Origin of the sequence: Clostridium sp. NSJ-145, assembly GCF_021044725.1 — a bacterium.
GTDB classification, from domain to species: Bacteria; Bacillota; Clostridia; order Clostridiales; family Clostridiaceae; genus Clostridium; species Clostridium disporicum_B.
The window spans coordinates 50,917-68,608 of sequence record NZ_JAJNOS010000008.1; the positions used below are offsets into that span (position 1 = coordinate 50,917).

General features: G+C 32.2%; 27 protein-coding genes. 26 read left to right on the forward strand and 1 reads right to left on the reverse strand.

What is annotated here, in order from left to right; all coding sequences use genetic code 11:
* Nucleotides 1-3 precede the first annotated feature (3 nt).
* The 26 genes from LQE93_RS08545 to cwlD all read left to right on the forward strand — a co-directional run bounded on the left by LQE93_RS08545 (nt 4) and on the right by cwlD (nt 16,499).
* Nucleotides 4-189, forward strand: coding sequence for a type Z 30S ribosomal protein S14 (locus LQE93_RS08545; protein ID WP_032117036.1), 186 nt, complete (start codon nt 4-6; stop codon nt 187-189).
* A 29-nt stretch (nt 190-218) separates the two neighbouring features.
* Nucleotides 219-617: a 30S ribosomal protein S8 gene (rpsH, locus tag LQE93_RS08550; protein WP_055267047.1), complete on the forward strand. Its 399-nt coding sequence runs from the start codon at nt 219-221 to the stop codon at nt 615-617.
* A gap of 70 nt (nt 618-687) precedes the next feature.
* Nucleotides 688-1,230, forward strand: coding sequence for a 50S ribosomal protein L6 (gene rplF / locus LQE93_RS08555; protein WP_055267048.1), 543 nt, complete (start codon nt 688-690; stop codon nt 1,228-1,230).
* Between the two features lie 18 nt (nt 1,231-1,248).
* Complete coding sequence (rplR, locus tag LQE93_RS08560; protein WP_186837931.1) at nt 1,249-1,611, forward strand: 50S ribosomal protein L18; 363 nt, start codon at nt 1,249-1,251, stop codon at nt 1,609-1,611.
* A 20-nt stretch (nt 1,612-1,631) separates the two neighbouring features.
* Nucleotides 1,632-2,129, forward strand: a complete 498-nt coding sequence (gene rpsE / locus LQE93_RS08565) for a 30S ribosomal protein S5 (protein WP_032117040.1) — start codon at nt 1,632-1,634, stop codon at nt 2,127-2,129.
* Between the two features lie 12 nt (nt 2,130-2,141).
* Nucleotides 2,142-2,321, forward strand: coding sequence for a 50S ribosomal protein L30 (gene rpmD, locus LQE93_RS08570; RefSeq protein ID WP_005212077.1), 180 nt, complete (start codon nt 2,142-2,144; stop codon nt 2,319-2,321).
* Nucleotides 2,322-2,343: 22 nt separating this feature from the next.
* Nucleotides 2,344-2,784, forward strand: a complete 441-nt coding sequence (rplO, locus tag LQE93_RS08575) for a 50S ribosomal protein L15 (protein WP_055267050.1) — start codon at nt 2,344-2,346, stop codon at nt 2,782-2,784.
* Between the two features lies 1 nt (nt 2,785).
* Nucleotides 2,786-4,063, forward strand: coding sequence for a preprotein translocase subunit SecY (gene secY / locus LQE93_RS08580; protein ID WP_231073013.1), 1,278 nt, complete (start codon nt 2,786-2,788; stop codon nt 4,061-4,063).
* A gap of 22 nt (nt 4,064-4,085) precedes the next feature.
* A complete protein-coding gene (locus tag LQE93_RS08585) occupies nt 4,086-4,736 on the forward strand; it encodes an adenylate kinase (protein WP_055267054.1) in 651 nt (216 codons plus the stop codon).
* Nucleotides 4,736-5,485 carry a type I methionyl aminopeptidase gene (gene map / locus LQE93_RS08590; protein ID WP_055267056.1) on the forward strand — a complete coding sequence of 250 codons (750 nt, stop codon included), beginning with the start codon at nt 4,736-4,738 and terminating at the stop codon, nt 5,483-5,485. Before LQE93_RS08585 ends, map begins: the two co-directional genes overlap by 1 nt.
* A 51-nt stretch (nt 5,486-5,536) precedes the next feature.
* Entirely contained in the window at nt 5,537-5,848 is a 312-nt protein-coding gene (locus LQE93_RS08595; RefSeq protein WP_055267058.1) for a KOW domain-containing RNA-binding protein, read from the forward strand.
* 7 nt (nt 5,849-5,855) lie between these two features.
* Entirely contained in the window at nt 5,856-6,074 is a 219-nt protein-coding gene (infA, locus tag LQE93_RS08600; protein WP_005212092.1) for a translation initiation factor IF-1, read from the forward strand.
* Between the two features lie 47 nt (nt 6,075-6,121).
* Nucleotides 6,122-6,235 carry a 50S ribosomal protein L36 gene (gene rpmJ, locus LQE93_RS08605; RefSeq protein WP_016205879.1) on the forward strand — a complete coding sequence of 38 codons (114 nt, stop codon included), beginning with the start codon at nt 6,122-6,124 and terminating at the stop codon, nt 6,233-6,235.
* A 207-nt stretch (nt 6,236-6,442) separates the two neighbouring features.
* Entirely contained in the window at nt 6,443-6,808 is a 366-nt protein-coding gene (rpsM, locus tag LQE93_RS08610; RefSeq protein WP_055267060.1) for a 30S ribosomal protein S13, read from the forward strand.
* A gap of 15 nt (nt 6,809-6,823) precedes the next feature.
* Nucleotides 6,824-7,219 (forward strand): 30S ribosomal protein S11, encoded by a 396-nt coding sequence (rpsK, locus tag LQE93_RS08615; RefSeq protein ID WP_055267062.1) that lies wholly within the window; start codon nt 6,824-6,826, stop codon nt 7,217-7,219.
* A gap of 32 nt (nt 7,220-7,251) precedes the next feature.
* Nucleotides 7,252-7,872, forward strand: a complete 621-nt coding sequence (gene rpsD / locus LQE93_RS08620; RefSeq protein WP_055267064.1) for a 30S ribosomal protein S4 — start codon at nt 7,252-7,254, stop codon at nt 7,870-7,872.
* Between the two features lie 102 nt (nt 7,873-7,974).
* Complete coding sequence (locus tag LQE93_RS08625; protein WP_055267067.1) at nt 7,975-8,922, forward strand: DNA-directed RNA polymerase subunit alpha; 948 nt, start codon at nt 7,975-7,977, stop codon at nt 8,920-8,922.
* 20 nt (nt 8,923-8,942) lie between these two features.
* Nucleotides 8,943-9,284 (forward strand): 50S ribosomal protein L17, encoded by a 342-nt coding sequence (gene rplQ / locus LQE93_RS08630; RefSeq protein WP_032117049.1) that lies wholly within the window; start codon nt 8,943-8,945, stop codon nt 9,282-9,284.
* Between the two features lie 197 nt (nt 9,285-9,481).
* Entirely contained in the window at nt 9,482-10,315 is an 834-nt protein-coding gene (locus tag LQE93_RS08635; protein WP_055267113.1) for an energy-coupling factor transporter ATPase, read from the forward strand.
* Nucleotides 10,300-11,178: an energy-coupling factor transporter ATPase gene (locus tag LQE93_RS08640; protein ID WP_186837929.1), complete on the forward strand. Its 879-nt coding sequence runs from the start codon at nt 10,300-10,302 to the stop codon at nt 11,176-11,178. The genes LQE93_RS08635 and LQE93_RS08640 overlap by 16 nt, the downstream gene beginning before the upstream one ends.
* Nucleotides 11,179-11,180: 2 nt before the next feature.
* Complete coding sequence (locus LQE93_RS08645; protein ID WP_186837928.1) at nt 11,181-11,978, forward strand: energy-coupling factor transporter transmembrane component T family protein; 798 nt, start codon at nt 11,181-11,183, stop codon at nt 11,976-11,978.
* A 23-nt stretch (nt 11,979-12,001) separates the two neighbouring features.
* On the forward strand, nt 12,002-12,736 hold the full coding sequence (gene truA / locus LQE93_RS08650) for a tRNA pseudouridine(38-40) synthase TruA (RefSeq protein ID WP_186837927.1): 735 nt from the start codon (nt 12,002-12,004) through the stop codon (nt 12,734-12,736).
* 158 nt (nt 12,737-12,894) lie between these two features.
* Nucleotides 12,895-13,329: a 50S ribosomal protein L13 gene (gene rplM, locus LQE93_RS08655; protein ID WP_055267075.1), complete on the forward strand. Its 435-nt coding sequence runs from the start codon at nt 12,895-12,897 to the stop codon at nt 13,327-13,329.
* 26 nt (nt 13,330-13,355) lie between these two features.
* Nucleotides 13,356-13,748: a 30S ribosomal protein S9 gene (gene rpsI / locus LQE93_RS08660; protein ID WP_032117054.1), complete on the forward strand. Its 393-nt coding sequence runs from the start codon at nt 13,356-13,358 to the stop codon at nt 13,746-13,748.
* Between the two features lie 287 nt (nt 13,749-14,035).
* Nucleotides 14,036-15,649: a Na/Pi cotransporter family protein gene (locus LQE93_RS08665; protein WP_055267076.1), complete on the forward strand. Its 1,614-nt coding sequence runs from the start codon at nt 14,036-14,038 to the stop codon at nt 15,647-15,649.
* Between the two features lie 145 nt (nt 15,650-15,794).
* The gene (cwlD, locus tag LQE93_RS08670) at nt 15,795-16,499 is read left to right on the forward strand and encodes an N-acetylmuramoyl-L-alanine amidase CwlD (RefSeq protein ID WP_055267078.1); all 705 of its coding nucleotides are present in this window, start codon (nt 15,795-15,797) and stop codon (nt 16,497-16,499) included.
* Nucleotides 16,500-16,634: 135 nt separating this feature from the next.
* On the opposite strand, the gene LQE93_RS08675 is transcribed toward cwlD, so the two are convergent.
* Nucleotides 16,635-17,492, reverse strand: a complete 858-nt coding sequence (locus LQE93_RS08675; RefSeq protein ID WP_186837925.1) for a YitT family protein — start codon at nt 17,490-17,492, stop codon at nt 16,635-16,637.
* Between the last annotated feature and the right edge of the window lie 200 nt (nt 17,493-17,692).

A 17,692-nucleotide genomic window follows, 5' to 3' on the forward strand; every position in this document is an offset into this window, starting at 1 on the left:
ACTGTGGCACGTAAAGCTATTATTGAAAAGTGGAGCAAAACACCTAAATACACTACAAGAGCTTATACAAGATGCAGAATATGTGGAAGACCACATGCAGTACTAAGAAAATTTGGTATTTGTCGTATATGCTTTAGAGAACTTGCTTACAAGGGTGAAATCCCAGGATGTAGAAAAGCAAGTTGGTAGACTTGAACCAGTGAAAGGAGGCAAATTAAATGGTTATGACAGATCCTATCGCAGATTTACTAACTCGTATTAGAAATGCAAATTCTGTGAGACACGAAGTTGTAGAAGTACCTTCTTCAAATGTAAAGAAGGCTGTTGCAAATATATTATTACAAGAGGGATACATCAAAAATATTGAAGAATATAATGATGGTGTAGTTCCAATGATGAGAATAGCTCTTAAATATGGCTCAAACAAAGAAAGAGTTATAACTGGTATAAAGAGAATATCTAAACCAGGTTTAAGAGTTTACTGTAAGAAAGACGAAGTTCCAAGAGTTCTTAACGGACTAGGAGTTGCTGTTATATCAACTTCAAAAGGAATAGTAGTTGATAGAGAAGCTAGAAAAATGGGATTAGGCGGAGAAGTTCTTTGCTACGTTTGGTAGTTTCTAAACTAAAAAGAGAAATTAACTAGATTAACATATATATCTAACAAGTAAAATAGGAGGTGCGATTATGTCAAGAGTAGGTAGATTACCAATAGCTATCCCTACTGGTGTAACTGTAACTGTTGCTGAAGGTAACGTAGTTACTGTTAAAGGACCAAAAGGTGAATTAGTTAAAACTATGGCTAAAGACATTAATATTGCAGTTGAAGACAACCAAGTTGTTGTAACTAGACCTAGCGATGTAAAAGAGCACAGAGCTCTTCATGGATTAACTAGAGCATTAATCAACAACATGATTATAGGAGTTGAAAAGGGATTCCAAAAAACTCTAGAATTAGTTGGTGTTGGTTACAGAGCTCAATTACAAGGTAAAAACTTAGTAATGAACTTAGGATTCTCACATCCAGTTGAAATAAAAGCAGTTGAAGGGATAACTTTCGAAACTCCATCAGCTACTAAAGTTGTTATATCAGGTATAGATAAGCAAGTAGTTGGAGCTGTTGCAGCTGATATAAGAAAATGGAGAAAACCAGAACCATATAAGGGTAAAGGTATTAAGTTTGAAGGCGAAGTTATCAGACGTAAAGAAGGTAAGACTGGTAAGAAATAATAGAAAGGAGTGGACCGTATGTTTAAAAAGGTAGACAAAAATTCAAGTAGAGTAAAGCGTCACCTTAGAGTACGTAAGAAAGTTTCTGGTACTCCTGAAAGACCAAGACTTTCAGTATATAGAAGTGAAAAGAATATATACGCTCAAATAATAGATGATGTAAATGCTGTTACTTTAGTATCTGCTTCAACTTTAGATAAGGATTTAAACTTAAAAGTTGGTGGAAACAAAGAAGCTGCAAAGCTTGTTGGTGAATTAATCGCTAAGAGAGCTGTAGATAAGGGTATAACTGAAGTTGTATTTGACAGAGGTGGATACGTATATCACGGAAGAGTTCAAGTATTAGCAGATAGCGCTAGAGAAGCAGGCTTAAAATTCTAATAAAACAAGGAGGGAAATCAATGAGAATCGATCCTAGCACACTAGACCTTAAGGAAAAGGTTGTTTTTATAAACAGAGTTACTAAGGTTGTTAAGGGTGGTAGAAACTTCAGATTCAGCGCTTTAGTTGTTGTTGGTGACGAAAACGGACACGTAGGCGTAGGAATGGGTAAGTCAATCGAAATCCCAGAAGCAATTAAAAAAGGTATCGAAGACGCTAAGAAAAACATGGTTAGCGTTGCTATAGTTGGAACAACAGTTCCTCACGAAATATATGGTAAATTTGGAACTGGTAAAGTTCTAATAATGCCAGCTAAAGAAGGTACAGGAGTTATCGCTGGAGGTCCAGCAAGAGCTGTCCTTGAATTAGCAGGATTAAAGGACGTTAGAGCTAAGTCTTTAGGTTCAAACAATCCAAGAAACATGGTAAATGCTACAATCAATGGTTTAGCAAGCTTAAGAACAGCTGAAGATATAGCTAAGTTAAGAGGCAAAACTGTTGAGGAAATTTTAGGTTAGGAGGTATAAGCAATGGCAAAGATAAAGGTTACTTTAGTTAAGAGCTTAATCGGAAGAAAGAAAGACCATATCGCTACTGCAAATGCCCTTGGTCTAAGAAAAATCAACAAGACTGTAGAGCATGAGGATACTCCTCAAATCAGAGGTATGATCAACAAAGTTGACTACTTATTAAAAGTAGAAGAAGTATAAGAACGAGGAGGTGCACTAAGATATGAAACTTCATGAATTAAAACCAGCAGCTGGAAGCAGAAAAGCTCCTAAAAGAGTTGGTAGAGGTACTGGTTCAGGTTTAGGAAGAAACGCTGGTAAAGGTGAAAAAGGACAAAACGCTAGATCAGGTGGTGGAGTAAGACCTGGTTTTGAAGGTGGTCAAATGCCTTTATACAGAAGACTTCCTAAGAGAGGATTCACAAATATCTTCGCTAAAAAGTACGTTTCTATCAACGTTGATAGATTAAACATATTTGAAAATGGTACAGAAGTAACTCCTGAATTATTATTAGAAACTAGAGTAATATCTAAGGTTCTAGACGGAGTTAAGATATTAGGTAACGGAACTATAGAAAAAAGCCTAACTGTTAAGGGATGCAAATTCTCTAAACAAGCGGCAGAGAAAATCGAAGCAGCCGGAGGAAAAGTTGAGGTGATTTAATATGCTATCAACCCTACGTAATGCCTGGAAGGTTCCCGAATTAAGAAAGAAATTTTTATGGACGATATTTTTAGTAGCAATTTTCAGGATAGGGATACATATTCCTGTTCCTGGGATTGACACATCATATTTGACACAAGTAACTGAATCTGGAGGATTATTAAGTTTTTATAACTTAATATCAGGAGGAGCTTTAAAAAACTTTAGCATATTTGCTTTAGCAGTTTCTCCATATATTAATGCTTCAATCATAGTGCAATTACTAACAATTGCAATTCCTTCATTAGAACAACTTTCTAAAGAAGGTGAAGAAGGTAGAAAGAAGATACAAAGTATTACAAGATACTTATCAATAGGAATAGGATTCGTTTTAGCAATGGGAATATTCACTATGATATCTTCTCAAGGAGCTGCTACAGGATTAAATACAGCTGAAAAAGCAGTAGTATTAATTTCTTTAGTAGTTGGTTCTACATTCTGTATGTGGCTTGGAGACCAAATAACTCAAAGAGGATTCGGTAACGGGGTATCAATATTAATATTTGTCAATATCGTATCTCAATTACCAATGACTTTAATGTCATTATTTACATTAAAGGAAGCTGGTCAAGTAGGAATAGTAGAAATTACCATATTCTTAGTAGCTGTAGTTGCACTACTAGCAATAAGTATTTTCTTCTCATTAGCAGAGAGAAGAGTGCCTGTTCAATATGCTGGTAAAGCTGTTGGAAGCAAGGTTATGAAAGGTCAATCTACACATATTCCACTAAGTATAATAGGATCAGCGGTTATTGCTATAATCTTTGCAATGTCAGTAATGATGTTCCCTGAGACAATAGCTAATTTCTTCCCTGGTAAGAGTTGGTCGACATGGATTTTACATAGTCCATATAGTATATTCAATAAAGAAACATGGATGTACCCAGTATTCTATGCTGCGTTCACTATATTCTTTACTTGGTTCTATACTCAAATCACTTTTAAACCAGATGAAATGGCTGAAAATCTTCATAAATCTGCAGGATTTATTCCAGGTGTTAGACCAGGAGTTCCAACAGAGAAGTATTTTGAAAAGTTACTTACTAAAGTATCTTTAATCGGAGGAGTATTTGCAGCGGTTTTAGCAGTATTACCAACAATAGTTAATAATTATACAGCATTCAAAGGAATTCAATTCGGTGGAACATCTGTATTAATTTTAATCGGAGTTGGATTAGATTTTTCTAGACAACTTGATTCACAATTAGTAATGAGACACTATCAAGGATTCTTAAAATAGATTAATAATGGAGATGATGCCCGTGAAGATAGTATTATTAGGTCCTCCTGGGGCTGGAAAAGGAACACAGGCAAAATCAATTAGTAATAGATATTCTATACCACATATTTCTACTGGGGATATCTTTAGAAAGAATATTTCTGAAGGAACCCCTCTAGGAATAGAAGCAAAGAGTTACATGGATAAAGGTCAGTTAGTTCCAGATGAAGTAACTATTAATATGGTTAAGGATAGACTTACTTGGGAAGACTGTAAAAATGGATATCTATTAGATGGTTTTCCAAGAACTGTTGCTCAAGCTGAAGCCCTAGAAGGATTTTTAGCAGATAGAAATGAAAAGTTAGATACAGCTCTTTCAATAGAAGTACCTAGCAGTTTCATTCTTGAAAGAATGACAGGAAGAAGAGTATGTCCATCATGTGGAGCTAGTTATCATGTAAAATTCAATCCACCTACTAAAGATGGTGTGTGCGACGTTTGCGGAAGTGATATAGTACAAAGAAAAGATGATACTGAAGAGACAGTTAGTGAAAGACTAGAGGTCTACGAAAGACAAACACAACCACTGATTGATTTTTATAATAATAAAAACTTATTATCAACAGTAGATGGAACTAAAGCTATAAACGAAGTTTTTGAAAGTATCTGTAGCATATTAGGAAGTGTTAATTAATGATAATTATTAAGACTGAAAAAGAAATTGACCTAATGAGACAGGCAGGAAAAATCGTTGCTGAAACTTTATTACTTGTTGAAAAAGAGGTTAAACCAGGAGTAACTACTGCTGAACTGGATAGAATAGCAGAAGAATTTATAACTAAGCATGGGGCAAAACCTTCATTTAAAGGGCTCTATGGATTTCCTGCTTCACTATGTATATCAGTTAATGAGCAAGTAGTTCATGGAATACCAGGAGGTTATGTATTAAAAGAAGGAGATATTATCAGCGTTGACTGTGGAGCAGAAATAAATGGCTTCCATGGTGATGCAGCAAGAACTTTTGCTGTTGGTGAAATTTCTGAAGAAGCAAGAAGGCTTATAACTGTAACTGAAGAATCATTCTTCAAGGGAGTTGAAGCTGCTATCGTCGGAAACAGACTATCTGATATTTCTCATAATATACAGAATCATATAGAGGCTAATGGTTTTTCAGTTGTAAGAGATTTCGTAGGTCATGGAATAGGAAAGACAGTTCATGAAGATCCTGAAGTTCCTAACTTTGGTAGACCTGGCCGTGGTCCCAAGTTAGTTGCTGGTATGGCACTAGCTATAGAGCCTATGGTTAACATGGGAACATATAGAGTGAAAACCGCAGGTGATGACTGGACAGTTGTTACTGCAGATAAGAGCTTATCAGCTCACTACGAAAACACTGTTGTAATTTTACCAGATGGGCCGGAAATATTGACACTAATTAAATAAGTGTTGCTTAGTTATAAATTCGCATGATACCAAAAGGTGGCTTGTAGATTTATGACTAAGGTAATCATCGAGGTGAAAAATTTGCAAAACAATGACTTAATTGGAAAAGTTGTTCTTTCAACATGTGGAAGAGATAAGGATCATTATTATGTTATTGTTAAAAAATTAAATGATGATTATTACCTTCTTAGTAACGGAAGGACTAAAACTATTCAGATGCCGAAGAAGAAAAAACTAAAACATTTTATTGTTTTAGAAGATGTAAATGATGAGATTAAAGCATCAATTATATCTCAACATAGAGGTGCTGATTTAAAGATTAAAAAATTTCTAAAAGAAAAAGGCATTGTTAAGGAGGGTTGATTACCTTATGTCAAAAGATGATGTAATAGAAATGCAAGGTGTAGTTTTAGAAGCTTTACCTAATGCAATGTTCCAAGTTGAGTTAGAGAGTGGTCATAAGATTCTAGCTCATATCTCAGGAAAGTTAAGAATGAACTTCATAAGAATTCTACCTGGAGATAAGGTTACTATAGAACTTTCTCCATATGACCTAACAAGAGGAAGAATTACTTGGAGAGCTAAATAAATTAAACCAATTAATTGGTTTACCATAAATAACAAGGAGGGTTAGCGATGAAAGTAAGACCATCAGTTAAGCCTATTTGCGAAAAGTGCAAGATTATAAGAAGAAAAGGAAAAGTAATGGTTATCTGTGAAAATCCAAAGCACAAGCAAAAACAAGGCTAATATAATTAAGTATTAGACATATGTATTTACAAATATTAATATATTGACTTTTTACTGAAATTTCAATATTATTATATAGGCGTTAAATTAGATGAAAATAGTTTTTAGGTACGGCTGACAATAGGAATTTTCCTATTGACCTAAAAATTTATTATAAATAAAACAAGCAAATATAAATGCATTTCAATTATCAGGAGGTGTAAATTAATGGCAAGAATAGCAGGTGTTGACCTACCAAGAGAAAAAAGAGTTGAGATAGGTCTAACATATATATATGGAATAGGTTTATCAACTTCACAAAAGATTTTAGCTACTACTGGAATCAATCCAGACACTAGAGTTAAGGATCTTACTGAAGATGAAGTAAATGAAATCAGAAACTACATTAAAGACTTATTAGTTGAAGGTGACTTAAGAAGAGATGTTGCTTTAAACATTAAGAGATTAGTAGAAATCGGTTGTTATAGAGGGATTAGACATAGAAAAGGTCTTCCAGTTAGAGGACAAAAAACTAAGACTAATGCTAGAACTAGAAAAGGTCCTAAGAAGACTATCGCAAACAAGAAGAAGTAATAAGGAGGGAAACACATGGCAGCTAAACAAGTCAAGAAGACTAGAAGAAGAAAAGAAAGAAAGAATGTTGAGCACGGTGCTGCACACATTCAATCTACTTTCAATAACTCAATAGTTACTTTAACTGATGCAGCTGGAAATGCTTTATCATGGTCAAGTGCTGGTGCATTAGGATTCAGAGGATCAAGAAAGAGCACTCCTTTCGCAGCACAAATGGCAGCAGAAACTGCAGCTAAAGCAGCTATGGAACACGGTTTAAAGAGTATAGAAGTATACGTAAAGGGACCAGGTTCAGGTAGAGAAGCAGCTATAAGATCATTACAAGCTGCTGGATTAGAAGTAACTTTAATTAAAGATGTTACTCCAATTCCACACAACGGATGTAGACCACCAAAAAGAAGAAGAGTCTAGTTATTATATAAATTCAACAGGAGGTGTAACGAATGGCAAGATATACTGGAGCTACATGTAGATTATGTAGAAGAGAAGGTCAAAAGCTATTCCTTAAGGGAGATAGATGTTATACAGATAAATGTGCTTTCGTAAGAAGAAGCTATGCACCAGGACAACATGGCGCAGCTAAGAAGAAGATGTCAAACTACGGAGTACAATTAAGAGAAAAGCAAAAAGCTAGAAGAATATACGGAGTTTTAGAAAGCCAATTCAGAACATATTATGAAAAGGCTGATCACATGAAAGGTATCACAGGTGAAAACTTACTTAAGTTACTAGAAATGAGATTAGATAACGTTGTTTACAGATTAGGATATGGTGCTTCAAGAAACGAAGCTAGACAATTAGTTACTCATGGACATTTCTTAGTAAATGGTAAGAAGGTAGATATCCCTTCATACAGAGTTTCAGTAAATGACGTAATTGCTGTTTGCGAAAAGAGCAGAGGAACTGAAAAGTTCAAGACATTTGTTGAAAATCCAAAGACATTACCAAAATGGTTAGAAGCTAACGTTGAAAACTATGAAGGTAAAGTAGTTGCTGAACCAGCTAGAGAAGACATTGACGTACCAGTTAACGAAACTCTAATCGTTGAGTTATACAGCAAATAATAAATTAATATTTGTTTTAAAACGAATATATCTTAGATTTAAGTATGGAATCAGTTGCCCTCGTAATAAGGTTGCCATTTTAAATATAAGGAGGGTTTGTACATGTTAGAAATAGAAAAGCCAATAATCGAGTGTATAGAATCGAATGAAGATGGTACTTACGGTAAGTATGTAGTAGAACCACTTGAAAGAGGTTACGGTATAACACTTGGAAATGCTATGAGAAGAATACTTTTATCATCACTTCCAGGTGTGGCTACTACATCAGTTAAAATTGACGGAGTATTACATGAATTCTCAACTGTACAAGGTGTTAAAGAAGATGTTACTGAGTTAATCTTAAACATTAAATCTTTAGCATTAACAATGGAAGGTGAAGGTCCAAAGACTATCTACATAGATGCTCAAGGACCTGGAGTAGTAACAGGTGCAGATATAAAAACAGATGGAGACGTTGAGGTTGTAAACAAAGACCTACATATTGCAACTTTAGACGATAACGGAAAGTTATATATGGAGTTAACTGTTAACAGAGGTAGAGGATACGTTACTCAAAATAAAAATAAGAGTGATGAACTTCCTTTATCAGCAATAGCTGTTGATTCTATATACACTCCAGTAAAAAGAGTTAACTTCACTGTAGAAAATACAAGAGTTGGTCAAATTACTGACTACGATAAGTTAACTTTAGAAATCTGGACTAATGGAACTATTAAGATTGATGAAGCTATAAGTTTATCAGCTAAGATTTTAATTGAGCACTTTAAGTTATTCATGTCTTTAGGAGTAGCTACTAACGACGTTGAAATTATGATAGAAAAAGAAGAAGACAAAAAGGAAAAAGTCCTAGAAATGACAGTTGAAGAACTAGATCTTTCAGTTAGATCATATAACTGTTTAAAGAGAGCTGGTATCAACACTGTTCAAGAATTAGCTAACAAATCAATGGACGACATGATGAAAGTTAGAAATCTAGGAAAGAAATCCTTAGAAGAAGTTGAAAGAAAGCTTAAGGAATTAGGCTTAAGCTTAAAACTAAGCGACGAGTAGTAAGTAAGGAGGTAAATTCCATGGCAGGTTATCGTAAGTTAGGTCTTTCTACAGACCAAAGAAGAGCTATGTTAAGAAGTCTTGTTACAAGCTTTTTAAAGCATGGTAAAATAGAGACTACTGAAACAAGAGCTAAAGAAGCTAGAAGTATAGCTGAAAAAATGATCACTCTTGCTAAGAGAGGAGATCTTCACGCTAGAAGACAAGTTTTATCTTACGTTTTAGAAGAAGAAGTAGTTAAAACTTTATTTGAAGAAATCGCTCCAAAGTATGCTGACAGAAATGGTGGATATACTAGAATGATTAAAAAAGGCCCTAGAAGAGGGGACGGAGCTGAAGTTGTTATACTTGAATTAGTATAATATATTAGGGGATTAAGTTAATACTTAATCCCCATTTTGTATATAATTAGATATTATATAAAAATTTTAACTTTTTACTTAAAGTATATACACTTGTAAATAATTTAACATGATATATAATTAATTTATGGAAAAAATATAAAGTTTTTATATGATATTTATTATTACTTTCTAAGGGAGGGATTGAATTGACAAAAATGATTGAGTGTAAGAACTTAGTTTTTAAATATGATAATTTTGAAGATAAAGCTCCAAAATATGCTATCAATGGTGTAAATCTTGAAGTAGAAAAAGGGGAATTTCTAGTTATATTAGGACATAATGGATCAGGAAAATCAACGATAGCAAAGCATATGAATGCTTTATTATTACCAAGTGAAGGAACTGTAGTTGTAAATGGATTAAATACTTCAGAGGATAATAATTTATGGGAAATAAGAGCAGCAGCAGGCATGGTTTTTCAAAATCCAGATAATCAATTAGTCGCTACTATAGTTGAAGAAGATGTAGCTTTTGGACCAGAGAATTTAGGAGTACCTCCTGAGGAAATTAGACAAAGAGTTGATGAAGCTCTAGAAAAAGTAGGTATGCTTGAATATAAGAAACATGCTCCACATTTATTATCAGGTGGACAAAAGCAAAGAATTGCTATTGCAGGTATTTTAGCAATGAAGCCTAAATGTATAATATTTGATGAGCCTACGGCTATGTTAGACCCATCAGGACGTAAAGAGGTTTTACGTAATATAAAAGAGGTAAATAAGAAATATGGAATAACTGTTGTATTAATAACTCACTATATGGATGAAGCTGCAGAAGCTGATAGAGTTATAGTTATGGATGGTGGTAAAGTTATTTTAGAAGGAATACCTAGAGATGTCTTTTCACAAGTTAAGAAAATGAAAGATATAGGATTAGATGTACCACAGGTTACAGAGTTATGCTATGAGCTACAAAAAGCTGGTATAGATATAGATACTAAAATTTTAAATGTGAATGAGATGGTGAGTGCGTTATGTCAATTAAAATAGAGAATTTAACACATATCTATATGCCAAAAACTCCTTTTGAAAAAAAAGCATTAGATGATGTTAATTTATATATAGAAGATGGAGAATTTATAGCATTAATAGGACATACTGGTTCTGGAAAATCAACATTGATTCAACATCTAAATGGATTATTAGAACCAAGTTCAGGAAAGATAATAATTGATGATATCGATATAACTGAAAAAGGTGTTAAATTATCAGATATAAGAAAAAAAGTAGGATTGGTATTTCAATATCCTGAGTATCAATTATTTGAGGAAACTATTGAAAAGGATATAGCTTTTGGACCTACTAACTTAGGATTAGGGCAAGATGAGATATTAATTAGAGTTAAAAGAGCTATGGAAATGGTTGGCCTTGATTATGAAAAATATAAAGATGTATCTCCATTTGAGTTAAGTGGTGGACAAAAAAGAAGAGTTGCTATTGCAGGTGTTATAGCAATGGAACCAAAAGTTTTAATTTTAGATGAACCTACAGCAGGATTAGACCCAAAAGGTAGAGAAGATATTTTATCTCAGATTAAAAAGCTTCATGAAGAGTATAAAATGACTATTATTTTAGTTAGTCATAGTATGGAGGATGTAGGTAAGCTTGCTAAAAGAATAATAGTTATGAATCATGGAAAAGTAGCGTTACAAGGAGAGCCTAAAGATGTATTTAAGGAAATTGATACATTAGAGGAGATTGGATTAGGAGCACCACAGGTTACTTATTTAATGAGAGAATTAAGAAGAAGAGGATTTAATGTTTCTGATGAGATATTTACAGTTGAACAGTGTAAAAAGGAATTATTAAGAGTTCTTCTGAATGATAAAAAAATTAATATGGGAGAAAAGTAATTATGATTAAGGATATAACTATAGGACAATATTTGCCTGGCGATTCATTTGTTCATAAGCTAGACCCTAGAACTAAGATATTATTATCAATATTATTTATAGTTTGCTTATTTGTAATTGATAAATTTGTAGGGTATGCGTTTGTTGTTGCTTTTTTAGCATTGGTGGTATACATTTCACAAATACCCCCTAGATATTTATATAAAGGTTTAAAACCAGTATTTTTCTTAATAATTTTAACTGCAGTATTAAACATATTTATGTTAAGAGGCGGAGCTTTATTATTTGAATTTGGTTTTATTAAGATATATGAAGAGGGAATAAGAACAGCTGTATTCATGGCTGTAAGGTTAGTATTATTAATAATGGGTACTTCAGTATTAACACTAACTACATCACCTATAGAGCTTACAGATGGTATAGAAAGACTATTAAGACCTATAGGTAAAGAAATAGCACATGAATTAGCTATGATGATGACAATTGCTTTAAGATTTATACCTACATTAATAGATGAGACTGATAAGATTATGAAAGCTCAAAAGGCAAGAGGAGCAGATTTTGAAACAGGTGGTATAATTCAAAAGGCGAAGAGTTTAATTCCATTACTTGTACCACTATTTATTAGCTCATTTAGAAGAGCTGATGAGTTAGCAATGGCAATGGAGGCAAGATGCTATAGAGGGGGAGCGGGAAGAACTAGAATGAAGGTATTAAAGTTCTCATCAAGAGACTTTATAGCCTTTGGTGTTTTCTCACTTTTAGTTATAGCAAGTTTTGCAATAAGATTTGCTATGTAATATTAAATCAATAAGGTGATAATGTGAATAATATAAAGCTAACAATAGAATATGATGGAACAAATTATTATGGATGGCAAAGACAAAAAGATAAAATAAGTATACAAGAAGCAATAGAACAGGCTATTGCTTCTATTACTAAGGAAAATAGTGAAGTTATAGGATCATCTAGAACAGACGCAGGAGTTCATGCAAAAGGTTTTGTAGCTAACTTTAAGACTAATAGTTCTGTGCCTCCAAACAGGTTTAGAGAAGCGTTAAATACTAAATTACCTGATGATATAGTTATAATTAAATCAGAAGCTGTAAATGACGAATTTCATGCGAGATATAACGCAAAAGGAAAGACTTATGAATATAATCTTTTAAATACTGAGGCTCCTTCAGCCCTACTTAGAAACTATTCATATCATCCTAAGTATGATTTAAACGTAGAGGCTATGAAAGAAGCTGCAAAATACTTTATAGGAACTCATGACTTCATTGCGTTTAGAAGTCAAGGAAGCTCAGTAAAAGGAACTGTAAGAACTATTTTCGATTTGAAAGTAGAAGAAAAAGATGAAATAATAAAAATTTCTGTTACAGGTGATGGTTTTTTATATAATATGGTTAGAATAATAGTTGGAACACTTATTGAAGTAGGCCGTGGAAAAACTAAACCGGAAGATATCAAAGAAATTATATTAAAAAAAGATAGGAAATTAGCAGGATTCTGTGTACCTGCAAAAGGATTATTTCTTAAAGAAGTTTATTATTAAAAAAATTTAAAAATTTGTTGACACACCCGAAACCGTGTATTATAATAAGTTTTGTTTGTTAGAATATTTATGTAGGTAAGATCCGCTAGCCCAGGATCTTAACATAAATCGGTAATTATAAAAAATTACTTTAAATGTAAGTTCAGGGAGGGAAAAACATGAAATCATACATTGCAAAACCACAAGAAGTTGAAAGAAAATGGTATGTTGTTGACGCTGCTGGAAAGCCACTAGGAAGAGTTGCTTCTCAAGTTGCTTCTATCTTAAGAGGAAAGAACAAGCCAACATTCACACCAAACGTTGACTGCGGAGATCACGTAATAGTAATCAATGCTGAACAAGTTGTTTTAACTGGTAAGAAGTTAGATCAAAAAATGATGAGAAAATACAGCGGATACGTTGGTGGATTAAAGGAAACTCCATATAGAGAAGTTTTAGCTAAGAAGCCAGAATTCGCTATGGAAGAAGCTGTTAGAAGAATGCTTCCATCAGGAGTATTAGGAAGAAAAATGCTTGGAAAATTAAAAGTATATAGAGGTGCTGAGCACAATCACGAAGCTCAAAAACCAGAAGTACTTGAATTAAAGTACTAATACAATCTCGGGAGGAGGAATAAAAAATGGCAAAAGTTCAATACATGGGTACTGGAAGAAGAAAGAAATCAGTTGCAAGAGTAAGACTTGTACCAGGAAATGGTAATGTAGTTATCAATAAAAGAGATATCGAAACATACTTCGGTTTAGAAACTTTAAGAATGATCGTTAACCAACCATTAGTTTTAACAGGAACTAAGGAAAAGTTCGACGTTTTAGTTAATGTTCACGGTGGTGGATTCACAGGTCAAGCTGGAGCTATCAGACACGGAATAACTAGAGCTTTAATAAAATCAGATGAAAACTTAAAATCTGAATTAAAGAAAGCTGGTTTCGTAACAAGAGACCCAAGAATGAAGGAAAGAAAGAAATACGGTCTTAAAAAGGCTAGAAGAGCTCCACAATTCTCTAAGAGATAGTTTGGTGTTCCAAGAGAGGTTTTTTACCTCTCTTTTTTTATATCAACATATTCATTAATTTATTCTAGATAATTATTTATTTTTAGCTAAGGTAAATTTAGTTATATTAAATCTATGTTAAAAAATAGATACAACGCTTAACAATTGTTAAGAAGTATTGTAAACTTACTCTGTAATATAAATTTGTAATAAGTGAGAATCAAAATTTTATATTTTGTAAGTGAAACTTGCACATGTTCTTATAGGGGAAGGAGTTTCATTTATATGGAGAAAAGGAGATTATTATTTTGGATACTTTAATGGTTATAATCAAATTATTAGGCGGTTTAGGACTATTTATCTATGGTATGAAGTTAATGGGAGATGGTCTTGAAAATGCTGCAGGAGAAGGATTAAAAAAGATACTTGAAAAAGTAACTAAGAATCCAATTATAGCGGTTACAGTTGGTGCAATAGTAACTGCAGTCATTCAAAGTAGTAGTGCTACCACAGTAATGGTAGTAGGATTTGTTAATGCAGGTCTTATGAATCTTGCACAAGCAGCAGGAATCATAATGGGGGCTAATATTGGTACAACAATAACTGCTCAACTTGTAGCTTTTAAATTAAGCACAATAGCTCCAATATTTGTTTTTATTGGTGCTATGATAGTTATGTTTGTAAAGGTAAAGAGAAAAAGAGAAATTGGTAATATTATTTTAGGATTTGGTATTTTATTCACTGGAATGGGGTCAATGAGCTCAGCAATGAAGCCTTTAACAGACTCAATAGTATTCCAACAAATATTATCAACAGTTGGAGGAAACTTATTCTTAGGAGTTCTTGCAGGGGCAGTAATAACTGCAATATTACAAAGTTCTTCAGCGACTACAGGTATTTTAGTTGCATTAGCAACAGCTGGAGCATTAGATATAAATCAAGCATTACCAATTATAATGGGATGTAATATAGGTACTTGTGTAACAGCAATGATAGCTACAGTTGGAACTAATAAAACTGCACATAGAGCAGCCTTATTACATTTAATATTTAATATAGTTGGTACAGTAATATTCTTACCATTTATAGCAAGTCATTTATTAGGAAACTTTGTTGCAGGATTTACTTCAGATGTAAGTAGACAAATAGCAAACTCACATACTATATTTAATATAGTTAATACAGTAATAATGGTACCATTGATACCTGTCTTAATTAAGATAGTTACTAGATTAATACCTGGTGATGATGATGACGAAAAGGCTGGAGTTAAGTATATTGATGATAGATTATTAGAAACACCAGTAATTGCAGCGGGACAAGTTATTAAGGAAACTATTAGAATGGCTAATAAATCTAAAAAGAGTTTAGAGTTAGCTATGAGTGCATTCAATAATAACGATGAAAAATTAGCTCAAAAAGTTTATGAAAATGAAAATGTAATAAATATTCTTGAAGAATGTATCACTACTTATTTAGTTAAGTTGTCTAAGTGTGAATTATCAGATAAAGAAAAGAATATAGTTGCAGCTACATTCCATATAGTTAATGATATAGAGAGAATTGGAGATCATGCAGAAAACCTTGCAGATTTAACAATTCAAAAGATAAATAAAAAATTAGAGTATAGTGCTGAAGCTTTAGAAGAGTTAAAGTCTATTTATGAATCGACGTTACAAGCTGTAGATATATCTATTGAAAGTTATGAAAATAGAGATGTTGAAAAAGCTAAAACTGTTATGGAAGTAGAAGCTCAAATAGATAAAAAGCAAAGAAAATTCAGAGATTTACACATAAAGAGATTATATGATGGAACTTGTAACGCTTATGCAGGTGCAGTTTATCTGGATTTATTAAGTAACCTTGAAAGAATAGGGGACCATTCAACTAATATAGCTGAAAGTGTTATAGAAAATAATTAATAATTTTGAAAAAGATGTTGTAGAATTAAACCTTATAACATCTTTTTTTATTCCGTTACTTTAAAAAATTTAATAAATGTAGAATGGTATAAAGAGTGATACATTAAAGAATACTAATATCAGATATGTATATTGGAGGAATAATATGAAGAAGATTATTATATTTGTATTTAGTATTTTTATTTTATTATCAATTTGTACAGTGTCTGCAAAAGCAAATGTAGAAAGTGATGATTCTAAAGTTATATTAATAGATCCTGGTCATGGAGGAATTGATGGAGGAGCTCAATCTAAAAATGGAACTATAGAAAAGGATATTAATCTCCAAATAGCTACAAAGCTTAAAGAAAAACTAGTTAGTAAGGGATATACAGTATATATGACTAGAGATGAAGATGAAGGATTATACCAAAAAGGTAGTACTATTAGAGAGAAGAAGCGTGATGATTTAAAAAGAAGAACAGAGATGAAGATAGAAACTAATTGTGATATATTTGTCTCTATACATCAAAATATGTTTGCGCAAAGCAAGTGTTATGGAGCACAGGTTTGGTATGCGTCTAATGATAAGAGCTCAACATTAGCTAATATAGTTCAAGATTCATTAAAAGAAACAATTAAAGATAATAATAAAAGAGTAGCTAAGCCTGCTGGTGAGGCATATTTGATTTTAAGAGATAAGTTTGATGGAGCATCAATATTAGTTGAATGTGGCTTTTTATCCAATCCTGAAGAGGAAGTAAAGTTAAAGAGTGAAGAACATCAAAATTTAATAGTTGATGGAATTTCTTTAGGAATAGATAGATATTTTAATGAAAATAGTAATAATACTAATGATAATAGCAATTAATAGACATTGCCGGGGAAATAACACGAAAGGTTAATAGATAAGAGTTAAAAGTTAAAGAATAAAATTATAATAATTTTATTGTATTAGAAACTATATTAGTAGTTTCATCTTTAACTTTTAACTCTTGATTTTTAACTATATGTTTATGAATCCTTTACCTTTAACTTCTGAAGCATCAATTATTGTAATAAATGCTTTAGGGTCAATACGAAGAATTTTATTTTTTAAACTAATAAATTGTGAAGAGGTAATAGCTACATATAACATCTTCTTCTTACTGTGAGTGTATTCACCTTCAGCCATAATTGATGTAATACCACGGTGCAAGTCATTTATAACGTAATTTATAATTTCGTTTTCTTTTTCTGTAAGAATTAATAATAATTTCTTACTTGTAAATCCATTTAATACTTTATCTAAAATAGTTCCTTGTATGAACATAGAGATAAGTGTATAAAGCGCTTGTGGTAAACCGAAAATAATTGCAGCAATAGCAACTATAATTAAGTTGAATCCAAAATTAAGTTTACCAATTTCAAAATTAGAATATTTTTTTCTAATTACCATAGTTATAATATCTATTCCACCAGTAGAACCATTTCTATAAAATACAAGCCCCATACCAATACCACATAAGACTCCACCGTATATACAGTATAATAGTATGTCGTTAACTTGAATTAATGCTGATAATGGTTTAGTAATTATTAATGATAATGAAATAGAAAGCATACCTATAGCGGTATACAGAGTGAATCTTTTACTAAGAAATTTATAACTTATAAAAAATAAAGGAATATTTAATAGGAATACAGTAATACCTGATGGAATATCAGATACATATTGTAAAATAAGAGCTATTCCTGTAACCCCTCCACTTACAAGTTTTGCATTAGTTAAGAAAAGATTAACTCCTAGTGAGTAGATAAAACACCCTAAAATTATAACTACTACATCAATATAAAAGTTTTTTGATTTAAGTAAATCTTTCATTAGTGCACCTCATGTTACAATTATTATTTTTCATAAGTTTGATTATATATTAGTTTCTAAGAGATGTTAATATTATTTTAATAAAATTAGCAATAAAATATTGACAATTACGATAATATATATTAAATAGTAATAGTTATTAATTATTAAAAATAATAGATAATTTAAGCAAGTGAGAGGAAAATATGTTATTTTCTCTT

Excerpts from the sequence above, each read along its gene's own strand:
- rpsH (WP_055267047.1), top strand. The coding sequence starts at position 219 with ATGGTTATGACAGATCCTATCGCAGATTTACTAACTCGTATTAGAAAT.
- rplF (WP_055267048.1), top strand. The coding sequence starts at position 688 with ATGTCAAGAGTAGGTAGATTACCAATAGCTATCCCTACTGGTGTAACT.
- rplR (WP_186837931.1), top strand. The coding sequence starts at position 1,249 with ATGTTTAAAAAGGTAGACAAAAATTCAAGTAGAGTAAAGCGTCACCTT.
- rpsE (WP_032117040.1), top strand. The coding sequence starts at position 1,632 with ATGAGAATCGATCCTAGCACACTAGACCTTAAGGAAAAGGTTGTTTTT.
- rpmD (WP_005212077.1), top strand. The coding sequence starts at position 2,142 with ATGGCAAAGATAAAGGTTACTTTAGTTAAGAGCTTAATCGGAAGAAAG.
- rplO (WP_055267050.1), top strand. The coding sequence starts at position 2,344 with ATGAAACTTCATGAATTAAAACCAGCAGCTGGAAGCAGAAAAGCTCCT.
- secY (WP_231073013.1), top strand. The coding sequence starts at position 2,786 with ATGCTATCAACCCTACGTAATGCCTGGAAGGTTCCCGAATTAAGAAAG.
- map (WP_055267056.1), top strand. The coding sequence starts at position 4,736 with ATGATAATTATTAAGACTGAAAAAGAAATTGACCTAATGAGACAGGCA.
- LQE93_RS08595 (WP_055267058.1), top strand. The coding sequence starts at position 5,537 with ATGACTAAGGTAATCATCGAGGTGAAAAATTTGCAAAACAATGACTTA.
- infA (WP_005212092.1), top strand. The coding sequence starts at position 5,856 with ATGTCAAAAGATGATGTAATAGAAATGCAAGGTGTAGTTTTAGAAGCT.
- rpmJ (WP_016205879.1), top strand. The coding sequence starts at position 6,122 with ATGAAAGTAAGACCATCAGTTAAGCCTATTTGCGAAAAGTGCAAGATT.
- rpsM (WP_055267060.1), top strand. The coding sequence starts at position 6,443 with ATGGCAAGAATAGCAGGTGTTGACCTACCAAGAGAAAAAAGAGTTGAG.
- rpsK (WP_055267062.1), top strand. The coding sequence starts at position 6,824 with ATGGCAGCTAAACAAGTCAAGAAGACTAGAAGAAGAAAAGAAAGAAAG.
- rpsD (WP_055267064.1), top strand. The coding sequence starts at position 7,252 with ATGGCAAGATATACTGGAGCTACATGTAGATTATGTAGAAGAGAAGGT.
- LQE93_RS08625 (WP_055267067.1), top strand. The coding sequence starts at position 7,975 with ATGTTAGAAATAGAAAAGCCAATAATCGAGTGTATAGAATCGAATGAA.
- rplQ (WP_032117049.1), top strand. The coding sequence starts at position 8,943 with ATGGCAGGTTATCGTAAGTTAGGTCTTTCTACAGACCAAAGAAGAGCT.
- LQE93_RS08635 (WP_055267113.1), top strand. The coding sequence starts at position 9,482 with ATGATTGAGTGTAAGAACTTAGTTTTTAAATATGATAATTTTGAAGAT.
- LQE93_RS08640 (WP_186837929.1), top strand. The coding sequence starts at position 10,300 with ATGTCAATTAAAATAGAGAATTTAACACATATCTATATGCCAAAAACT.
- LQE93_RS08645 (WP_186837928.1), top strand. The coding sequence starts at position 11,181 with ATGATTAAGGATATAACTATAGGACAATATTTGCCTGGCGATTCATTT.
- rplM (WP_055267075.1), top strand. The coding sequence starts at position 12,895 with ATGAAATCATACATTGCAAAACCACAAGAAGTTGAAAGAAAATGGTAT.
- rpsI (WP_032117054.1), top strand. The coding sequence starts at position 13,356 with ATGGCAAAAGTTCAATACATGGGTACTGGAAGAAGAAAGAAATCAGTT.
- cwlD (WP_055267078.1), top strand. The coding sequence starts at position 15,795 with ATGAAGAAGATTATTATATTTGTATTTAGTATTTTTATTTTATTATCA.
- LQE93_RS08675 (WP_186837925.1), bottom strand. The coding sequence starts at position 17,492 with ATGAAAGATTTACTTAAATCAAAAAACTTTTATATTGATGTAGTAGTT.